This is a genomic window from Rhodococcus sp. P4_F3_2 (assembly GCF_056401335.1).
Genome location: NZ_JBFUJN010000012.1, coordinates 30,976 through 49,021, shown reverse-complemented (window position 1 = coordinate 49,021; position 18,046 = coordinate 30,976). Strand labels below are relative to the sequence as shown.

General features: G+C 63.3%; 17 protein-coding genes. 13 read left to right on the top strand and 4 right to left on the bottom strand.

Annotated features, from left to right (window positions below; translation table 11 throughout):
* Positions 1-30 precede the first annotated feature (30 nt).
* From ftsY to trmD, 10 genes are all read left to right on the top strand, one after another.
* Entirely contained in the window at positions 31-1,479 is a 1,449-nt protein-coding gene (ftsY, locus tag AC1DWA_RS14325; RefSeq protein ID WP_195791162.1) for a signal recognition particle-docking protein FtsY, read from the top strand.
* 247 nt (positions 1,480-1,726) lie between these two features.
* Complete coding sequence (locus AC1DWA_RS14320) at positions 1,727-2,986, top strand: ammonium transporter (protein WP_042450902.1); 1,260 nt, start codon at positions 1,727-1,729, stop codon at positions 2,984-2,986.
* 56 nt (positions 2,987-3,042) lie between these two features.
* Positions 3,043-3,381, top strand: coding sequence for a P-II family nitrogen regulator (locus AC1DWA_RS14315; RefSeq protein WP_003942772.1), 339 nt, complete (start codon positions 3,043-3,045; stop codon positions 3,379-3,381).
* A complete protein-coding gene (locus tag AC1DWA_RS14310) occupies positions 3,371-5,878 on the top strand; it encodes a [protein-PII] uridylyltransferase (protein WP_020907284.1) in 2,508 nt (835 codons plus the stop codon). The genes AC1DWA_RS14315 and AC1DWA_RS14310 overlap by 11 nt, the downstream gene beginning before the upstream one ends.
* Positions 5,879-5,993: 115 nt before the next feature.
* Positions 5,994-7,571 carry a signal recognition particle protein gene (gene ffh, locus AC1DWA_RS14305; protein WP_003942713.1) on the top strand — a complete coding sequence of 526 codons (1,578 nt, stop codon included), beginning with the start codon at positions 5,994-5,996 and terminating at the stop codon, positions 7,569-7,571.
* A 3-nt stretch (positions 7,572-7,574) separates the two neighbouring features.
* Entirely contained in the window at positions 7,575-8,657 is a 1,083-nt protein-coding gene (locus AC1DWA_RS14300) for an amidohydrolase family protein (protein WP_060938667.1), read from the top strand.
* Positions 8,658-8,866: 209 nt separating this feature from the next.
* Positions 8,867-9,334, top strand: coding sequence for a 30S ribosomal protein S16 (gene rpsP, locus AC1DWA_RS14295; RefSeq protein WP_477845822.1), 468 nt, complete (start codon positions 8,867-8,869; stop codon positions 9,332-9,334).
* Positions 9,331-9,573 carry an RNA-binding protein gene (locus AC1DWA_RS14290; protein WP_003939023.1) on the top strand — a complete coding sequence of 81 codons (243 nt, stop codon included), beginning with the start codon at positions 9,331-9,333 and terminating at the stop codon, positions 9,571-9,573. The genes rpsP and AC1DWA_RS14290 overlap by 4 nt, the downstream gene beginning before the upstream one ends.
* A gap of 14 nt (positions 9,574-9,587) precedes the next feature.
* Entirely contained in the window at positions 9,588-10,160 is a 573-nt protein-coding gene (gene rimM, locus AC1DWA_RS14285; RefSeq protein WP_020907286.1) for a ribosome maturation factor RimM, read from the top strand.
* Positions 10,161-10,169: 9 nt separating this feature from the next.
* Positions 10,170-10,874, top strand: a complete 705-nt coding sequence (gene trmD / locus AC1DWA_RS14280; protein WP_477916746.1) for a tRNA (guanosine(37)-N1)-methyltransferase TrmD — start codon at positions 10,170-10,172, stop codon at positions 10,872-10,874.
* On the opposite strand, the gene AC1DWA_RS14275 is transcribed toward trmD, so the two are convergent.
* Complete coding sequence (locus AC1DWA_RS14275; protein ID WP_408989200.1) at positions 10,871-11,446, bottom strand: dihydrofolate reductase family protein; 576 nt, start codon at positions 11,444-11,446, stop codon at positions 10,871-10,873. The genes trmD and AC1DWA_RS14275 overlap by 4 nt on opposite strands.
* Before the next feature lie 68 nt (positions 11,447-11,514).
* On the opposite strand from AC1DWA_RS14275, the gene AC1DWA_RS14270 reads away from it, so the two are divergent.
* A complete protein-coding gene (locus tag AC1DWA_RS14270) occupies positions 11,515-12,093 on the top strand; it encodes a TetR/AcrR family transcriptional regulator (protein ID WP_020969331.1) in 579 nt (192 codons plus the stop codon).
* A 5-nt stretch (positions 12,094-12,098) separates the two neighbouring features.
* Here the strand turns inward: AC1DWA_RS14270 and AC1DWA_RS14265 are convergent, their stop codons facing one another.
* Together AC1DWA_RS14265 and AC1DWA_RS14260 are read right to left on the bottom strand one after the other, a co-directional pair.
* Positions 12,099-12,545, bottom strand: coding sequence for a GtrA family protein (locus AC1DWA_RS14265; RefSeq protein WP_020969332.1), 447 nt, complete (start codon positions 12,543-12,545; stop codon positions 12,099-12,101).
* Positions 12,542-14,740: a hypothetical protein gene (locus tag AC1DWA_RS14260; protein ID WP_477845823.1), complete on the bottom strand. Its 2,199-nt coding sequence runs from the start codon at positions 14,738-14,740 to the stop codon at positions 12,542-12,544. The genes AC1DWA_RS14265 and AC1DWA_RS14260 overlap by 4 nt, the downstream gene beginning before the upstream one ends.
* A 172-nt stretch (positions 14,741-14,912) precedes the next feature.
* On the opposite strand from AC1DWA_RS14260, the gene AC1DWA_RS14255 reads away from it, so the two are divergent.
* Both AC1DWA_RS14255 and rffA read left to right on the top strand, forming a co-directional pair.
* Positions 14,913-15,899 carry a glycosyltransferase gene (locus AC1DWA_RS14255; protein WP_019747967.1) on the top strand — a complete coding sequence of 329 codons (987 nt, stop codon included), beginning with the start codon at positions 14,913-14,915 and terminating at the stop codon, positions 15,897-15,899.
* Positions 15,889-17,025, top strand: coding sequence for a dTDP-4-amino-4,6-dideoxygalactose transaminase (gene rffA, locus AC1DWA_RS14250; protein WP_477845824.1), 1,137 nt, complete (start codon positions 15,889-15,891; stop codon positions 17,023-17,025). The genes AC1DWA_RS14255 and rffA overlap by 11 nt, the downstream gene beginning before the upstream one ends.
* Before the next feature lie 32 nt (positions 17,026-17,057).
* Here rffA and AC1DWA_RS14245 read toward each other — a convergent pair whose 3' ends face one another.
* Positions 17,058-18,044, bottom strand: a complete 987-nt coding sequence (locus tag AC1DWA_RS14245; protein WP_029255127.1) for a serine hydrolase — start codon at positions 18,042-18,044, stop codon at positions 17,058-17,060.
* Positions 18,045-18,046: the final 2 nt, after the last annotated feature.

Here is an 18,046-nt window from a genome sequence, read left to right as displayed (position 1 = left end):
TTCCGGGTCGGAGCCTGAAACAATGGGCCGGTGACTACCCAGGCTTGGATCATCATCGCGGCTGTAGCGGCCGTACTACTCGTCGTTCTCGTTGCCGGATTCCTGCGCTACCGCAAGGGGCAGGTGTCGCTGAAGGCGCCCGAGACGAAGCCGGAGCTCGGCACCCCCGAGAAGGACAAGTCAGGCGGCTACAAGGCCGGCGGCGGGTTCAACTTCAGTCAAGGCTCGACGGCAACGGCGCCACCTCCGGTGGTTCCGACGCCGCCGGTCGCGGAGAAGCCGCCTGTCGTCGAAAAACCGGTCGTCGAAGAACCTGTTGCGGAGAAGCCGGCCGTCGTCGAGGAGCCGGTTGTCGATGAACCCGCTGTTGTCGAGGAACCGGTTGTCGAAGAGCCGGTAATCGAAAAGCCGGTCGTAGAAGAACCACCGGTAGCAGAACCTGTTGTCGAAGAACCTGTCGTTCCCGAACCTGTAGTCGTACCCGAGCCCGTCGTAGTTCCCGAACCTGTCGTAGTTCCCGAACCCGTCGAGCCTGCACCGCGCGTGCTGGACGAGATCGACCCGACCGAGGGTCGGTTGGACCGACTGCGCGGGCGCCTCTCCCGCTCGCAGTCAGCGGTCGGCAAGAGCTTGCTCGGTCTGCTCGGTGGCGGCGATCTGGACGAGGACTCGTGGGAAGAAGTCGAGGACACCCTTCTCATCGCAGACCTCGGCTCCGCGACCACGGAAAAGGTCGTCACGAAGCTTCGTGAGCAGATGGCGGCCCGCAGCGTCCGGACCGAGGCTGCCGCCCGCGCGCTCCTGCGTGAGGTGTTGATCGCCGAGCTGCGTCCCGAACTGGACCGCTCCATCCGCGCGTTGCCGCACGATGATCACCCGGCTGTTCTGCTCGTCGTCGGCGTCAACGGAACCGGCAAGACCACCACCACCGGCAAGCTGGCTCGCGTGCTCGTCGCCGACGGTCGTCGCGTCGTGCTCGGCGCCGCGGACACGTTCCGCGCGGCCGCTGCCGATCAGCTCCAGACGTGGGCCGAGCGTGTCGGCGCTGAAGTTGTTCGTGGCAAGGAGGGTGGCGATCCCGCTGCGATTGCCTTCGACGCGGTCTCTCGCGGCATCGCGGACGGCGTCGACGTGGTCCTCATCGACACCGCCGGCCGTTTGCACACCAAGACCGGTCTGATGGACGAGCTCGGCAAGGTCAAGCGGGTCATCGAGAAGAAGGCGTCGGTCGACGACGTTCTGCTGGTTCTCGATGCGACGGTCGGCCAGAACGGACTGGCGCAGGCTCGAGTGTTCGCGGAGGTCGTGGACATCACCGGCGTCGTACTGACCAAGCTGGACGGAACCGCCAAGGGCGGAATCGTCTTCCAGGTTCAGCATGAACTGGGTGTGCCGGTGAAGTTGGTCGGTCTCGGTGAAGGTGCCGACGACCTGGCGCCCTTCGAGCCGGGTGCGTTCGTCGACGCCCTGCTGGGCTGACGCCCCCGTGCGCCTTTTTGGTAGCGCGAACTACCGAAAAGGCGCACAGGGTCGGTAGAACCCCCTGGCGAAACCTGTTTGCAACAAAGTTGGGCAATTGGTTCACGTCTGCGAAACGCGACAGCGCCATGGACGAAACACCAGCCCAGCACTCTTCTCCTTAACGACGTGCTGCCCGGCACGTGCGACTAGGAGGTAGTAAGTGAGTACCGACGATTTGTTGGCGAACTCCGGTAACGCCGCATGGATGCTGATGGCTGCATCTCTGGTCTTGCTGATGACACCCGGCCTCGCTTTCTTCTACGGCGGGATGTCTCGGTCCAAGTCCGTCCTGAACATGATGATGATGTCCTTCGGGGCCATGGCCGTCATCGGCGTCATTTACGTTCTGTGGGGATGGTCGATGTCCTACGGCACCGAGAACATCGGGGGCATTTTTGCCAACCCGTTCGAGTTCTTCGGCCTCAAGAACAGCATCACCGATGCTGACGGCAACTTCATCGCCGGCGCGTGGGGCTACCCCAACGTCATCGACATCGCGTTCCAGGTGACATTCGCGATCATCACCACCGCCCTTATCAGTGGTGCCCTGGCCGAGCGGGTCAAGTTCGGCACCTGGCTCCTGTTCTCGGGTATCTGGGTCACCGTCGTCTACTTCCCCCTCGCACACATGGTGTGGGGCGGCGGACTCCTCTCGGGCTCCGAGGACGGCATCGCGGCAAAGCTCTTCGGCACCACGGTCAACGACGACGGAGTCACCGTCGCCAACGTCGCTCCGATCGACTTCGCCGGTGGCACAGTCGTTCACATCAACGCGGGTATGGCCGGTCTGGTCCTCGCCCTCATCGTCGGCAAGCGTCTCGGCTTCGGCAAGACCGCCTTCCGTCCGCACAACCTGCCCTTCGTGATGCTCGGCGCCGCACTTCTCTGGTTCGGTTGGTTCGGCTTCAACGCCGGTTCGGCATTCGCCGCCGACGGTAACGCCGGTCTCGCCTGGGTCAACACGACCACCGCGACGTGTGCCGCAGTCCTGGCCTGGCTCGCCACCGAGCGTATTCGTGACGGTCACGCCACCAGCCTCGGCGCAGCTTCCGGTGCGGTCGCCGGTCTGGTCGCCATCACCCCTGCTGCCGGTGCGCTCAACCCCGTCGGTTCCATCTTCCTCGGCGCCGTAGCCGGCATCCTGTCCGCTCTCGCAGTCGGCCTGAAGTTCCGCTTCGGCTTCGACGACTCGCTCGACGTCGTCGGTGTTCACCTTGTCTCCGGCCTGTGGGGCACGATCGGTATCGGATTCTTCGGCACCGCAACCGGCCTCTTCTACGGCGGCGACTACAAGCAACTGGTGGTTCAGATCGTGATCGCACTCGCAGCACTCGTCTTCACCGGCGTTCTGACGACGATCATCGGCTTCGCACTCAAGCCCCTGGGCTGGCGAATCTCGGCCGAGGACGAGGCACGCGGCATCGATGAGACCGAACACGCAGAGACCGCATACGACCTCGCGTGATCAGCACGTGATTAAAGTGAATTCAGGCACTTCAGAGTTTGGAAAGGGATGAGCACATGAAGCTGATCACAGCAATCGTCAAGCCGTTCACGCTCGAGGACGTCAAGACCGGACTCGAGCAGGCCGGAGTGCTGGGTATGACAGTCAGCGAAGTTCAGGGCTACGGCCGACAGAAGGGTCACACCGAGGTGTACCGAGGCGCGGAGTACTCCGTGGACTTCGTACCCAAGGTCCGGGTCGAGGTCGTCGTCGACGACGCGGCCGTGGACAAGGTGGTCGAGGTGATCGTCGAGGCCGCTCGCACCGGCAAGATCGGTGACGGCAAGGTGTGGGTCTCGCCAGTCGAGTCGGTCATCCGGGTTCGCACCGGGGAACGCGGTGGCGATGCACTCTGACCCGAAAGGGTCCGAGAACCTCGGCCCTGGTTCCGTCGCGAAAGCGACGGGGCCAGGGCCGGTCTCGTCAGGGGGATCCGACGAAGCTGCGGACCTGGCCCGCGCACGCAAGGCCCTACTCACCGGAGGCGTCAAGAACAGGAGGCTCGACGCCCCTTCTCTGCGACATGCACTGGTCGATCTGCACGAGTTCTGGTTGACCACCAAGGGGACCGAACTGGGCATCAAACCGGATTGTGGGTTTGCCATCGTCGCCGTGGGTGGTCTTGGCCGACGCGAACTGTTGCCGTATTCCGATCTCGATCTGATTCTGCTGCACGACGACATGGACCCAGCAGTCGTGGCCCAGGTTGCGGACAGCCTGTGGTACCCGCTGTGGGACGCGCACATCAAACTCGACCACAGCGTGCGGACGCTTCCGCAGGCGCTTCAGGTTGCGGCCACCGACATGACGGCGGCACTCGGAATGCTCGAAGCACGCCACATTGCCGGCGATGTGGAGCTGAGCAACCTGTTGATCAGTGGTGTCCGTCGACAGTGGCGCATGGACATCCGCAGCCGATTCGACGAATTGATCACCCAGACCCGTACGAGGTGGGAGCGCAGCGGCGAGATCGCCCATCGCGCCGAACCGGATCTCAAGAGCGGCCGTGGCGGGCTGCGTGACGTCCAACTGCTCAACGCCCTGTCCATCGCGCAATTGACCGACGGGATGCCAGGGCTGGGACCCAACTCGCCCGGCGGCGGTCTGGCACTCGCGCACAGGCGGTTGCTCGACGTGCGCACCGAACTTCACCGCGTTGCCGGTCGCGCCCGCGATCAACTGCGAGCGCAGGACGCCGACGAAATCGGTGCGGCGCTGCGGATCGGTGATCGATTCGATCTGGCCCGCCTTCTCAGTGAATCGGCGCGCACCATCAGCTATTCGGTGGACGTCGGTATCCGTACCGCCGGAAACTCCTTGCCCCGGCGTGGTTTGTCGCGGCTGCGTCGCGCGCCGGTGCGGCGACCACTGGACGAGGGTGTCGTCGAGCATGCCGGCGAAGTTGTCCTGGCGCGCGATGCGAGGCCGAAGAAGGATCCCGGTCTGGTGATGCGGGTCGCGGCAGCGGCGGCCACCAACGGCATGCCGATCTCCGCGTCGACGCTCAATCGACTGGCCGACAATGCCCCGGAACTGCGCGAGCCGTGGCCGAAAAATGCGGTCAACGATCTCTTGGTCGTGCTCGGTTCGGGATCGCGTGCCGTTCCGGTGATCGAGGCGATGGACCGGACCGGGCTCTGGGGTCGACTCCTGCCGGAGTGGGGGACCATTCGCGATCTTCCGCCGCGCGACGCCGTCCATACGTGGACGGTGGATCGCCACCTGGTCGAAACCGCCGCGTATGCAAGCGGATTCACCACTCGCGTCGCTCGGCCGGATCTGCTCATGCTCGGTGCGTTGATCCACGACATCGGGAAGGGGCGAGGGGGAGACCACAGCGTCGTCGGTGCCGAATTGGCCACCGCGATCGGAAATCGCTTGGGGCTCTGGCCTTCCGACGTCGCGACGTTGACGGCGATGGTGCGCTATCACTTGCTGCTGCCGGAAACGGCGACCCGTCGCGACCTCGACGATCCGGCAACGGTGCAGCGAGTGGTCGACGCACTCGAAGGGGACGGGACGCTTCTCGATCTCCTGCATTCGTTGGCGGAGGCGGATTCGCTGGCCACCGGGCCTGGCGTCTGGGGCGACTGGAAGTCGTCTCTGATCGGTGAGCTCGTGCGTCGTTGCCGTTTGCTGATGGCGGGGGAGGAACTCCCACAACCCGATCCACTCGCTCCCGAGCAGTTGGCCATTGCCGAGGATGGCGGGGTTCACGTCTCGCTCGTTCCGGCCGAGAATCCGCACACCTACGTCGTGACCGTCATCGCGCCCGACGCGCCCGGGTTGCTGTCTCGGGCTGCCGGAGTTCTGGCGCTGCAGTCGTTGCGGGTGCATTCCGCTTCGCTGGGGTCGCATGCGGGTTCGGCGGTCAATTCGTTTGTCGTCACACCGAGGTTCGGCACACCGCCGCAGGCGGTGCTGCTCAGGCAGGAATTGATCCGCGCTTCGGCCGGTGAACTGAATCTGCTCGAACTTCTCGACGCCAAGGACGAGGAGGCACGGGCAGAGCAGTGGGACGACCCGATCCAGACAAACAAGGATTCGGCGGTTCCGGTGCTCTATTCGCAGGCACCGCCGCGGGTCATCTGGTTCGACGCGCCCGGTGACGGTCACGCGATCCTCGAATTGCGTACCGAAGACCGCGTCGGCCTGCTTTGCCGACTGGCCGCAGCACTCGAACACAGTGGTGCCGACATCCGGTGGGCGAAGGTCGCCACGTTGGGTTCCTCGGTGGTCGACGCGTTCTGCCTCGACTTCGGTGAGGCCGATACCCGCGCGGCGCGAGAGCGCGTCGAGGAGGCGGTGCTGGCGGTGGTTCCGGTGCCACAACCCAAGAAGAAAGAGGATTGACGGACCGGTTTCGGCAGTTACGCCCGCATCGGCTGGGATCGGTGCGGGCGTAGCGGCTAGGCTGGTGCCCGAGAATATCCACGGCTAACTCGCACGACCTTCAGGAGCGCACTCGGTGTTCGAATCCCTTTCCGACAGATTGACCGGATCTCTCAAGGATCTGCGTGGCAAGGGTCGTCTGTCCGGCGCCGACATCGACGCTACGGCCCGCGAGATCCGCCTTGCCCTGCTCGAGGCCGACGTCGCGCTTCCCGTAGTGCGCAGCTTCATCGCCAAGATCAAGGAACGCGCCAAGGGCGCCGAGGTCTCGGGTGCACTGAACCCGGCTCAGCAGGTCGTCAAGATCGTCAACGAAGAGCTGGTCGAGGTTCTCGGCGGCGAAACTCGTCGACTCCAGTTCGCCAAGACTCCGCCGACGGTCATCATGTTGGCCGGTCTGCAGGGTTCCGGTAAGACCACGCTGGCCGGAAAGTTGGCCAAGTGGCTCAAGGACCAGGGGCACACGCCCCTCCTCGTTGCCTGCGACCTTCAGCGTCCCGGCGCCGTCACTCAGCTTCAGATCGTCGGTGAGCGTGCGGGCGCGGCAGTCTTCGCGCCGCACCCCGGTACCTCCATCGGCGGTGGCGAGAACGCCCTCGGCGTTTCCGCAGCCGACCCCGTCGAGGTCGCCCGCGCCGGAGTCGAGGAAGCCCGCAACAAGCACTACGACGTCGTGATCGTCGACACCGCCGGTCGCCTCGGTATCGACTCGGAGCTGATGGCGCAGGCCGCCGGTATCCGTGACGCCGTCAACCCGGACGAGACCATCTTCGTCCTCGACGCCATGATCGGTCAGGACGCGGTCAGTACCGCCGACGCGTTCCGTGAAGGAGTCGGCATCACCGGTGTCGTCCTCACCAAGCTCGACGGCGACGCCCGCGGTGGTGCCGCACTGAGCGTCCGCGAGGTCACCGGCCAGCCGATCCTCTTCGCGTCCACCGGCGAGAAGCTCGAAGACTTCGACGTCTTCCACCCCGATCGCATGGCCAGCCGGATCCTCGGTATGGGCGACGTCCTGAGCCTCATCGAGCAGGCCGAGCAGGTTTTCGACGCCGATCAGGCCGAAGCGACCGCAGCGAAGATCGGTTCCGGTCAGCTCACCCTCGAAGACTTCCTCGATCAGATGATGGCCGTCCGCAAGATGGGCCCGATCGGCAACCTCCTCGGCATGCTGCCGGGTGCCGGCGGCATGAAGGACGCGCTGGCCAACGTCGACGAGAAGCAACTCGATCGCATTCAGGCCATCATCCGCGGTATGACACCGGCCGAGCGCGACGATCCGAAGATCATCAACGCCTCACGCAGACTGCGCATCGCGAACGGTTCGGGCGTCAAGGTTTCCGACGTCAACCAGTTGGTGGATCGCTTCTTCGAAGCCCGCAAGATGATGGCTGCCATGGCCGGCCGTATGGGCATGCCCGGCGCGCGTAAGCAGGTTCGCAGCAAGAAGGGCAAGAAGGGCAAGAAGGGCGGCAAGGGCCCGACGCAGCCCAAGATGCGCGGAGGATTCCCCGGCATGGGCGGATTCCCGGGTATGCCCGGCGGAATGCCGGCCGGGATGCCCGACCTGTCGAACATGCCCAAGGGTCTCGATCAGTTGCCGCCCGGACTGGAAGGCATCGATCTTTCCCAGCTCAAGCTGCCCAAGAAGTAGTCGGTGGCTGCGCTTCATCTGCGGGGTATCGGTCTGCCCGATGCCGAGCCGATCGAATTGTGGATCGTCGACGGGCTGATTTCCTTCGAGCCGGTGTCCGGTGCGGAGACGATCGTCGAATCGGGTTGGATCACACCGGGTCTCGTGGATGCGCATTGTCACGTCGGTATCCGCTACGGCGGTGGCGGCGGCGAAACCGTCGACGGCTTGCTGGAGCAGGCGAAGACCGAACGTGACGCGGGCGTGCTGTTGCTCCGCGACGCCGGATCACCGGTCGACACCAGGTTCATCGACGAGCGCCTCGATTTGCCGCGGATCATTCGCGCAGGTCAGCACATCGCGGCACCCAAGCGGTACATCCCGGGCTTGCCGGTCGACCTGGACGACGAATCTCAGTTGCCGGCCGAGGTAGTGCGTCAGGCACGCGCTGGTGACGGCTGGGTCAAGCTCGTCGGCGACTGGATCGATCGTTCCGTCGGCGATCTGGCTCCCTTGTGGAGCGACGAGATCCTGGTCGAGGCCATCGCTGCCGCCCACGCCGAAGGCGCAAAGGTCACCGCTCACGTTTTTGCCGAAGACGCTTTGCCCGGCCTGATCAACGCCGGTATCGACTGCATCGAGCACGGCACCGGATTGACGGACGCGACCATCGAGTCGATGGTCGCGCACGGCACGGCCCTGGTTCCGACGCTGATCAACATCGCTACTTTCCCCGAGATCGCGGACTCCGCCACGCGATATCCGATCTACGCGGCGCACATGCGCGATTTGCACGCTCGTCGGCACCAGACAATCGGTGCCGCTCACGAGGCCGGGATTCCAATCTATGCCGGAACGGATGCCGGCGGATCGATCAGACACGGGCGGATCGCCGACGAGATCGCCGAACTCGAAGTTGCCGGATTGACAGCTCACCAGGCGTTGGGCGCAGCCAGCTGGGATGCGCGGAGTTGGTTGGGTGCCCAGGGCATCGAAGAGGGAGCGCCCGCCGACCTGGTGGTTTATTCCGAAGATCCGCGCGGAAACCCCGATGTGCTCGCGAAGCCGATGCGTGTGATCCTCCGCGGCACCCCCGTGAGTGGTTAGGGAGTCCCTGCACTCTCGAAGCGCGCACAGGGTGGTTTCCGAACGAGCCCACCCATCTGGCACAATGGACCATTGTTCGTCGCAACCGGTTACGTACCGCTGCGACGGTCACAGGATAGAGGCAAAACCGGGCTCACAAATCGTGTGGGTCGCTGAATTGCACGTGACATGCGCAGCACTGTTGTGCGCGCTGAAGGAGAACTGCAGCTGTGGCTGTCAAAATCAAGCTCACCCGCCTCGGCAAGATCCGCAACGCTCAGTACCGCGTTGTCATCGCCGACTCGCGCACCCGTCGTGACGGCCGTGCGATCGAGACCATCGGCAAGTACCACCCCAAGGAAGAGCCCTCGCTGATCGACATCGATTCCGAGCGCGCTCAGTACTGGCTGTCCGTGGGCGCACAGCCCACCGAGCCCGTCGAGGCACTCCTCAAGATCACCGGTGACTGGCAGAAGTTCAAGGGCCTGCCGGGCACCGAAGGCACCCTGCGCGTCAAGGAAGCCAAGCCCACCAAGCTCGAGCTCTTCCAGGCTGCACTCGCGCAGGCCGAGAACGAGCCGGTTGCAGAAGCAATCACCCCCAAGAAGAAGGCTGCAAAGGCTGACGAGGCCAAGGCAGAAGACACCGCGGCTGACGCCGAGGCTCCCGCTGCAGACGCCGAGGCTGCTGACAAGTGAGTGCCGTCGTCGCTGATGCGGTAGAGCATCTCGTGCGTGGCATCGTCGCCAATCCCGACGATGTGCGTGTCGAGCTGATCACCGGACGTCGGGGACGGACCGTCGAGGTGCACGTGCACCCCGACGATCTCGGCAAGGTCATCGGTCGGGGTGGTCGCACGGCGACCGCTCTGCGGACCTTGGTCTCCGGCATCGGTGGCCGCGGTATCCGTGTTGATGTCGTCGACACCGATCAGTAGACGGCAGTAAACAGGTGGAACTCGTAGTCGGTCGTGTCGCGAAGTCGCATGGCATCAAAGGTGAATTGGTAGTCGAGGTTCGTACAGACGAGCCCGAAGATCGTTTTGCCGTAGGTTCTGTGCTGCGTGGGCGCAAGCCGCGCGAGTCCACACTGAAGTCGTACACAGTGGAAGCCGCCCGGGATCATTCCGGGCGGCTTCTGCTGCGCCTCGAAGGCGTCAGTGACCGTGGCGACGCAGATGCGTTGCGCGGCACACTGTTTGTCATCGACAGTTCCGAACTCGAGCCTTCGGATGATCCGGACGAGTTCTACGACCACGAACTCGAAGGACTGAAGGTCGTCCTCACGGACGGTACCGAGGTCGGTTCGGTCATCGAGGTATTGCATTCCGCCGCAGGCGAATTGCTTTCGATTCGTCGTACCGGCGAGACGTCCGGTGAATTGCTGATCCCGTTTGTCGCCGCCATCGTCACCTCGGTGTCGATTGCCGACGGCGTCGTGATGATCGAGCCTCCCGAGGGACTGCTCGACCCGGATTTCGGCGACAAGTCGAACAGCGATAATTCGAACTCAGACAACGACTGATCGTTTGTCATGCGTCTCGACGTCGTCACCATCTTTCCCGAGTATCTCGAACCGCTTCGTGCTGCCTTGCTGGGCAAGGCAATCGAACGTGGCTTGATCTCGGTCGACGTCCACGATCTTCGGTCGTGGACCCATGACGTACACAAAGCCGTCGACGATTCCCCGTACGGCGGCGGACCCGGCATGGTCATGAAACCCACCGTCTGGGGCCCGGCGCTGGACGACGTGATCGGTCGCTCCGATTCTTCCGGCCCGGATGATGCCGAGACGATCTTGGTGGTGCCGACTCCCGCCGGCGTCCCGTTCACTCAGGCGACCGCACATCGCTGGGCCACCGCCAAGCACCTTGTCTTCGCCTGCGGCCGATACGAAGGTATCGATCAACGGGTTTTCGACGACGCCGCCAAGCGGGTTCGCGTTGAAGAAGTCAGTATCGGCGATTACGTTCTGATCGGCGGTGAAGCAGCCGTGCTGGTGATGGTCGAGGCTGTTGTGCGACTGATGCCCGGTGTTCTCGGCAATCAGCTGTCACACCAAGAGGATTCGTTCTCCGACGGGCTCCTCGAAGGGCCCAGTTACACTCGCCCCGCCGTGTGGCGTGATCTCGAGGTTCCGCCTGTTCTGCTTTCCGGAGATCACGCGAAGATCAAAGCCTGGCGCCATGAGCAGTCGCTGCAGCGCACGGCCGAGCGTCGACCGGATCTACTTMCTTAGGTATTTCTCTTCAACCAGGTGATGCTTGCGCCGTCGTCGAGCGATTCGGTTGCAGTCGGTGTGAACAGTGTCGGCTCGAAGTTACCTCTGATCAGCGGTATGCCCGCGCCGGCGACAACCGGATACCTTTTGACGATCAACTCGTCGATCTCCGGTAGTAGTTCGCCGGCGAGAGTTCCGCCGCCGCACAGCCAGATATCTTGTCCTTCTTCCTCTTTGAGGGATCTGACGACCGCACGTGGATCGGTGCGAACGATGGTGACCGCGGGATCCTCGGCGTCAGGGAGGGTGCTGGAGACGACGAACTGGCGCAGGTGCGCAAAAGGGCTGTTCACGCCGAGGCTCAGCCCGGGCTCGTAAGAGCCGCGGCCCATGACGACCGTGTCGAAGGTTCTGTTGGGTGCGTCCTCGATTCCGAGAGCGGGCCGCACATGCGTTGGCACGGTCTCGGGATATCGATCGCATATCCAGGCCGTGATCTGTTCGGAAACCGGGAAGAAATCGAATTCGCCGTCTGGTCCCGCGATGTAGCCGTCGAGGGAAGCTCCCACGTAGTACACAAGCTTTCGCATCAAACGCTCCGTTCGTAGTACTATGTTCGTAGTGGTTTAACTTAGGGTCGTGTCAGGAGTGATGTCAAGTGCGAAAGAACCCGGAACGACGGCTTGCCCTGATCGACGCGGCAATCGAGGTGTTGGCCCGAGAGGGTGCTCGAGGCTTGACTTTTCGAGCCGTCGACACCCAGGCAGCCGTGCCGAACGGGACAGCGTCGAACTACTTCTCCAATCGCGACGACCTACTCACGCAGGCCGGTGGCCGGATCTACGAGCGACTGATTCCGGACGACCTCGAGGGATTGATCGATCCCGTCAACGGCACCGATCGTGAGCGACTGGTGACGCTCATGCTCGACGTGGTCGAGCGGGTCACCTCGTTTGGAACGGGTTTCCTCGCGCTCATGGAGTTGCGGCTGGAGGCGATACGTCGTCCGGACCTGCGAGCGGTCCTGACCGTCCGCATCCGAGAAGACTTCGATCTGAACGTAGCCAATCATCTGGCGTCGGGCGTGCCGGGTGATGCGATGACCGTTCGCCTGCTCTATTTGTCGTTGAACTGGCTCGTACTGGATCGACTGACATTGCCGAACCTGTTCGGGGAGGAAGATATTCGTACGATCGTCGAGGCCGCGGTGGATCGAGCGCTACCCCGCGAATCGTAGAAGGGTCAGTGCCGCTCGGCAGGTTTGCGGCGGAACGAGAAGTATCGATGACCGAAGAAACTCACACCGGCAACGATCAACATGACAACCGCCTGGGCGGGAAGCGGCGGGGCATGCAGAATCGACACCGCGATTGTTCCGAGTATCAGATTCAGCACGAGGCCACCGGAATTGACGACGATGAACGCGCCCAGGTCGCGTGCCACATGTCCGCGGACGCGGAAAACCAACGTCCGATGCAGAACGAAAGCGATGAGCACGCTGATGGAGTACGCACCGATCACAGCCACTTGATACAGATCCTTGTTGTCGAGGATCAGTGACCAGATCACGAAGAGCCCGTATCCGATCGCCGTATTGGCCACTCCGACAATGGCAAACGCGATGGGTTGATGCTTGACCACCCGCAGCAGCGGGCCGGGGTTCTCGGGTGATGCGATGTCTTCGGTCATGAAGACTCGGTTTTCACGATGTTGATCCGGTCCTTGCGTCGTGTCCGCAGATACATCCACTCGAGCACACCGAGGCCGAGGATTCCGGCGACCATCGAAGCGCCGCCGACCTTCCATCCCGGGGGTCGCCACGTGAGGACAAGTTCAGCGTCCTTCGTCCCGGCTGGGATGTCCACGGTGACAAAGGACTTCGCGACGACGTCGATCGGGACAGGCTGACCGTCGAGGCTAGCTCGATACCCGGGCCAGCCGAGCCGTGCGAACACAACCTTGCCGCCGGTCTCCGAACTGACACGAAGGGTGCTCGACATGTTCGATTCCGCGGTCGAAACAGCTTCGACGCCACGGGTATCGGCGATGCGGCCGTTTCGTGTCGAGACGGGGCCGTCGACGCGTTCGAGCACGGAGATGTAGTTCTCGTGACCGGGGTAGTCCACCCATGTCCACCCGTCGGGGGCCGGGCTCTTACGTGCATCGGGGTAGAGGGCGTTCTGCAGTACGACGCGGTCCACCTTCATCAGGTCGACGATGGTGCGGCCGGTGGTGGGTTCGACGGTGAATGCCCGTCGGAAGGCGTCGGGGCAGACGCTCATGTCCCAGCGCATGCAGAGCAGATCGCCGAAGTAGAAGTGCCCGTTGGGGGTGTAGCCGCTGGTGTAGGTCAGTTCGAGGTCTTTGGGGTAGTTGCCGAAAGCCAGGGAACCGTACGCTCCGTCGAGGGTTTTGTCCCCGGGTGCGATGAGTGCACGGTCGCCCAGTTGCAGTGTCGTGCCTTCAAAGTCGGGGAAGGCCTCTTTCATCTCCGAGCGGGATTCGGGCAGGTCCCAGCTCATCGGGGTTGGTTGCGCGGCCCGAACCTGGGCGTAGGCGATGGGGGAGACCGCGGCGATTGCCAACAGGCATGCGAGCGCGGTGCCCTTGGTACGGCCCAGCCACACCATCGCAGCGCCGAGTGCGGCAACGACCAGGGCTGAGATCACATGCCATTTCGCGAGCCCGGGAGCTGCCGAGGCGGACCTGATCAAAAGCAGGCCCACGAGGATTCCCGCTGCAACGCAGCGTCCGCGCAACTTGTCGGTCGTGGCGTAACGCCCGAGCAGGATGCACACCAGAAGCAGGAGTCCGATGGCCACCATCGGAAGCACGCGCGCGGGCCACCGCAGTGGGCCGATCGTGCTCGGCCCGGCAGTCCACATGAGGACGGCGACCGTGAAGATCCCGACGGCGGTCAATTCACGTGCCGCGGCGCGTGCCTTGCCCCAGTCGATGAATGCCAGAGCCGGAATGAGGAACCACGCGACGTAGACCATGGGCATGGTCTGGATGTATCCCCACCACGAGGAGAACGCGGGCATCGTGCTCGGCAGGCTCGCGTTCAGCGATTCCGACCAGGGAACGGCGAGGAAAGCGTCGTTCTTGACTTCGGATGCACCGCGCCAGGTGACGTCGGCGGTGAGCAGGCTCGGTAGATACGTCGCGAGACCGGCGAGGGCGGCACACGCGGACACCGCCAATAGCCGCAGCGACGGTAGCCAACGCCGCTGATAGACAACTTCGCCGATCGCGACTGCGACGATCATCAAGCCGGATTCGACTGCGGGGAAAACATATTGGACCGACATCGCGAGATACAAGAACACGAAGGTCGGGATCGGACCGCTCTTACCGCGGGCGTAGCGGATTGCCGAGGCCCACGCCTGAACCATCCAGGCAGTGCCGGTGAAGGCTGTCATCCAACTGGCCGAGTCGAAGAAGAGGAGGAAACCGGTGAACGGAATCGAGACTCCGGCGACCGCAGCCCACGTGGGCTTCGAGCCGTACTCCAGGCAGATCCGATAGACGCCCAGCGCAAGGATGATCGCGAAGATCAACTTCACGATCGTCGCGTACAGCGCCAGGTTGTCGAAGGACGGTGCGATCAGGTCGATCAGAAGTTGTGGCGGATTCAGAAGGCCCGCTTCCTCGATCGCGTAGTTGCCCGCCATCCAGTTCTCGGGGACGAGTACCGGCAGGTGTCCTTCTCGCAGGCTACGGCCGAGCATGACCCACAGCGGCGCGTACTGGGACTCGGTGTCGTCGGTGTAGAAGTGACGAGCGTTCGCGAGCACCACGGCCAGGTAGCCGGCGATGACACCGACCGCCGTGACGGCGCCCCACTTGTACACGTCTGCCCGGGCGAGAGTGCGAGTTTCCACCACGAGTTCCAGACCTTAACAGGGCAGGTGGGGCGCGCGGAGACGCGAGCGCATCACGCGCCGTCGGCATCCGAAGTCCGGACATCTCTGCGTGTTAAAGTTCGCGACGGTGTGGGCCCGATCGTGCCTGTCTCTCGGCGCCAGTCGAGCCCCCTGAAGGGAGTGGAAGCGAGTGCACTCGATTTCCGTCGTAGTGCCCGTTTATCAGGGCGAAAAGACGATCACGGCGCTCGTCGAGGAGTTGGACGGCCTGTGCGCACCGAGTTCGACGCCCGGTGGAGCGCAGTTCACCGTCGACGAGATCGTGCTGGTTCACGACAACGGTCCGGACCGTTCCGACGTCGTGTTACTCGAATTGGAGCGCCGTTTCGATCAGGTGCGTGTCGTGTGGCTCAGTCGCAACTACGGCCAGGACGCGGCGACTATCGCCGGTATGGCCGTTGCACGTGGCCAGTGGATCGTGACGATGGACGAAGACGGCCAGCACGACCCGGTGCACATCGGGGCTTTCCTCGACACCGCGCTGACGGAGCGATCCGATCTCGTGTATTCCAAACCCACGAACACCCGCCCGCATGGATTCTTGCGGAACCTGACCTCGCGCGGTGCAAAGATCGTCTTGGCGACGGTATTCGCGTTCCCTGATTCGACGAGATTCGAAAGTTACCGCCTGATCCGAGGTGACATCGGCCGACAGTTGGCCGGCGTCGCCGCCAACGGTGTGTATCTGGACGTCGCGCTGACGTGGGTTGTCGGCAATACCGCCACGGCGCCGGTGACACTTCGAGCGGAAGGCCGCGAGGAATCGGGGTACAACTATCGCCGTTTGTTCTCGTTGTTCTGGAAGATGGTGTTGTGTAGCGGAACACGCGGTCTGCGACTGGTGAGTCTGCTCGGGGTCACCCTGGCGTCGGCCGGTGTGATCATGGCTGCGGTGATCTTCGTCCAAGCCATGACCGGTGACAACAACGACCCGGAAGGATGGGCGTCGATCATCATGGCGCTGCTGGTCTGTTCGGGTGCGATCCTGTTCTCGCTCGGTCTCATCGCCGAATACCTTGGCGTGGCACTGCACGTCCTTGTCGGAAAGCCTCTGTATCTGACTGTCGATTCACCGCGGCCCGGAACCTCGATCGATCGGCGCAGTCGTGAGCACTGATCGCATCATCTTCTCCCGCCCCTATCGGGCATCGAACGAATTGTCGAATCTGGCAACGGTTCTGGAGTCCGATCACATTCACGGTGACGGACGTTTCACCAAGTCCGCGACTGCAGCGCTCAAGGCGATCACCGGATCCACGCATGCTCTGCTGACGACCTCGTGCACGCACGCACTCGAATTGGGTGCGCTGCTACTCGAATTGGGCCCAGGTGACGAGGTGATCGTCCCGAGCTTCGCGTTCAGTTCGGCGGCAACCGCCGTCGCGTTGCGCGGTGCCACTGTTGTTTTCGTCGACATCGATCCGAGTACCGGCAATATCGATCCCGACTGCGTCGCAGCGGCGATCACGGAACGCACGAAAGCTGTACTGGTCATGCATTACGGCGGAGTCGCCGCCGACATGGAACCTCTCCTCGACCTCGCAGAACTCCACGGCGTCGCGTTGATCGAAGACAACGCTCACGGGCTCGGCGGAAAGTGGCGCGGGCGGGCGCTCGGCACCATCGGAACTATCGGTACGCAGAGTTTTCACGACACCAAGAACGTTCACTGCGGTGAGGGTGGCGCGCTGTTGCTCTCCGACGATCAGTTGATGACCCGCGCCGAAATCATCCGTGAGAAGGGGACCGACCGTGCGCGTTTCCTGCGCGGCCAGGTCGACAAGTATTCGTGGCAGGACATCGGGTCGAGTTATCTGCCCAGTGAACTCAATGCCGCTGTCCTCGACGCACAACTCTCGGAGTTCGACGCGATTCAGGCGGCCAGGCATCGCGTCTGGGATGCCTACAGCGTGAGTCTGGGCGAGTGGGCGTCCGAGAACGGTGTCGTTCCCATGGCGGTTCCCGATGATCGCGAGCACACCGCGCACCTGTTCTATCTCAAGATGCCTACCGAAGAGAGCCGCGACGGCTTGATTAGGCATCTTGCCGCCGACGGAATCGTGGCGCCGTTCCACTACATTCCGCTCGATACGAGTGCGGCCGGTGTGCGCTACGGACGAACACCGGAGCCGTGTGTGCGTAGCGCCGAGTTCTCCGCGTCGATCCTTCGACTGCCGCTGTGGCCCATGCTCACGTCCGAACAACAGGAACGGGTCATCGGTTCGGTCCTCGAGTACAAGTAGGCTTGAGGACGAACACGACCGCGTGGATCGAATCAGGGCCCGGAAGCTTCGGGCATCACCGAATCCGCGGTCGTGGATGCCGCCGCCCAGTCGTCGATGCTTCCGCTCGGGAAGAGAATCTGTGTGACGCCGGTGACCGTGTCACGTGCGTGCAGTGCGCTTTCGTCGTCGACGGCGTCGGTGAACGAGGTGTCGGGATAGAAGCTGTCCTCGTCCGTGTACTGGACGTCTTCTCGCGAACCGATTGCGATGATGTATCGGTTGTCGTCACCGACGATGCCGGTGGACAGATGGATCCACTTGTCCTCGACACAGCACATCCAGCCTTGCTTGACTCCGATGACCGACTCGCCGAACAAGGCCTCGGGCAATCCGAACCTCTGGTCGTAGCCGTCGGTTCCTTCGGGAGTGGATTGTCGCAGGTACTCGACGAATTGCTCGACCCGCTCAGGTCCGAGCTGGTCGGAGTCGTCGAGGACGCCGTTGTAGAAAGTGACCAGGTCGTGCGTCGTGGTCTCGGTGTTCCACCACATTCCGTCCCACGGCGGCGTCGTCGCGGTCAGTGCGTAACGCTCGGCAACCCGGGTGATCACCTCTTGTCCGCCGACCTCGTCCCACAGAAGGTTGGCTGCGGTGTCGTCGGAGGATTCGAGCATTGCCGCCATGAGGGTGCGATCGTCGTCCGTGATGGGCCGCTCGCCGCGAGCGTCCTGATGGAGGAGATCCTCGGCGATGAAAAGTTTTGCCACCGAGGCAGTTTCGATTTGCTGGTCGCCGGCGACATCGAGGTACTTGTCCGAGGATCGATCGAGGACGGCGATGGAGACGTCCGCACCACGCCCGAGCGCCGCCACCTGAGCTTGAGCCAGTCGGCCGTCGAGAGTCTCCGCGACCGGAACATTGGTGTCGGGGAAGGCGGGGGTCTGCATCGAATCATCCGGGTTCTGTCCACCGCTGCACGAAGCCGCAAAAGTAACTGCGGCCGCCATTGCGGCAATCCGGACGTACCGCGTACTCATCT

Excerpts from the sequence above, each read along its gene's own strand:
- AC1DWA_RS14320 (WP_042450902.1), top strand. The coding sequence starts at position 1,727 with ATGCTGATGGCTGCATCTCTGGTCTTGCTGATGACACCCGGCCTCGCT.
- AC1DWA_RS14315 (WP_003942772.1), top strand. The coding sequence starts at position 3,043 with ATGAAGCTGATCACAGCAATCGTCAAGCCGTTCACGCTCGAGGACGTC.
- AC1DWA_RS14310 (WP_020907284.1), top strand. The coding sequence starts at position 3,371 with ATGCACTCTGACCCGAAAGGGTCCGAGAACCTCGGCCCTGGTTCCGTC.
- AC1DWA_RS14275 (WP_408989200.1), bottom strand. The coding sequence starts at position 11,446 with ATGCGAAAGCTTGTGTACTACGTGGGAGCTTCCCTCGACGGCTACATC.
- AC1DWA_RS14265 (WP_020969332.1), bottom strand. The coding sequence starts at position 12,545 with ATGACCGAAGACATCGCATCACCCGAGAACCCCGGCCCGCTGCTGCGG.
- AC1DWA_RS14245 (WP_029255127.1), bottom strand. The coding sequence starts at position 18,044 with ATGAGTACGCGGTACGTCCGGATTGCCGCAATGGCGGCCGCAGTTACT.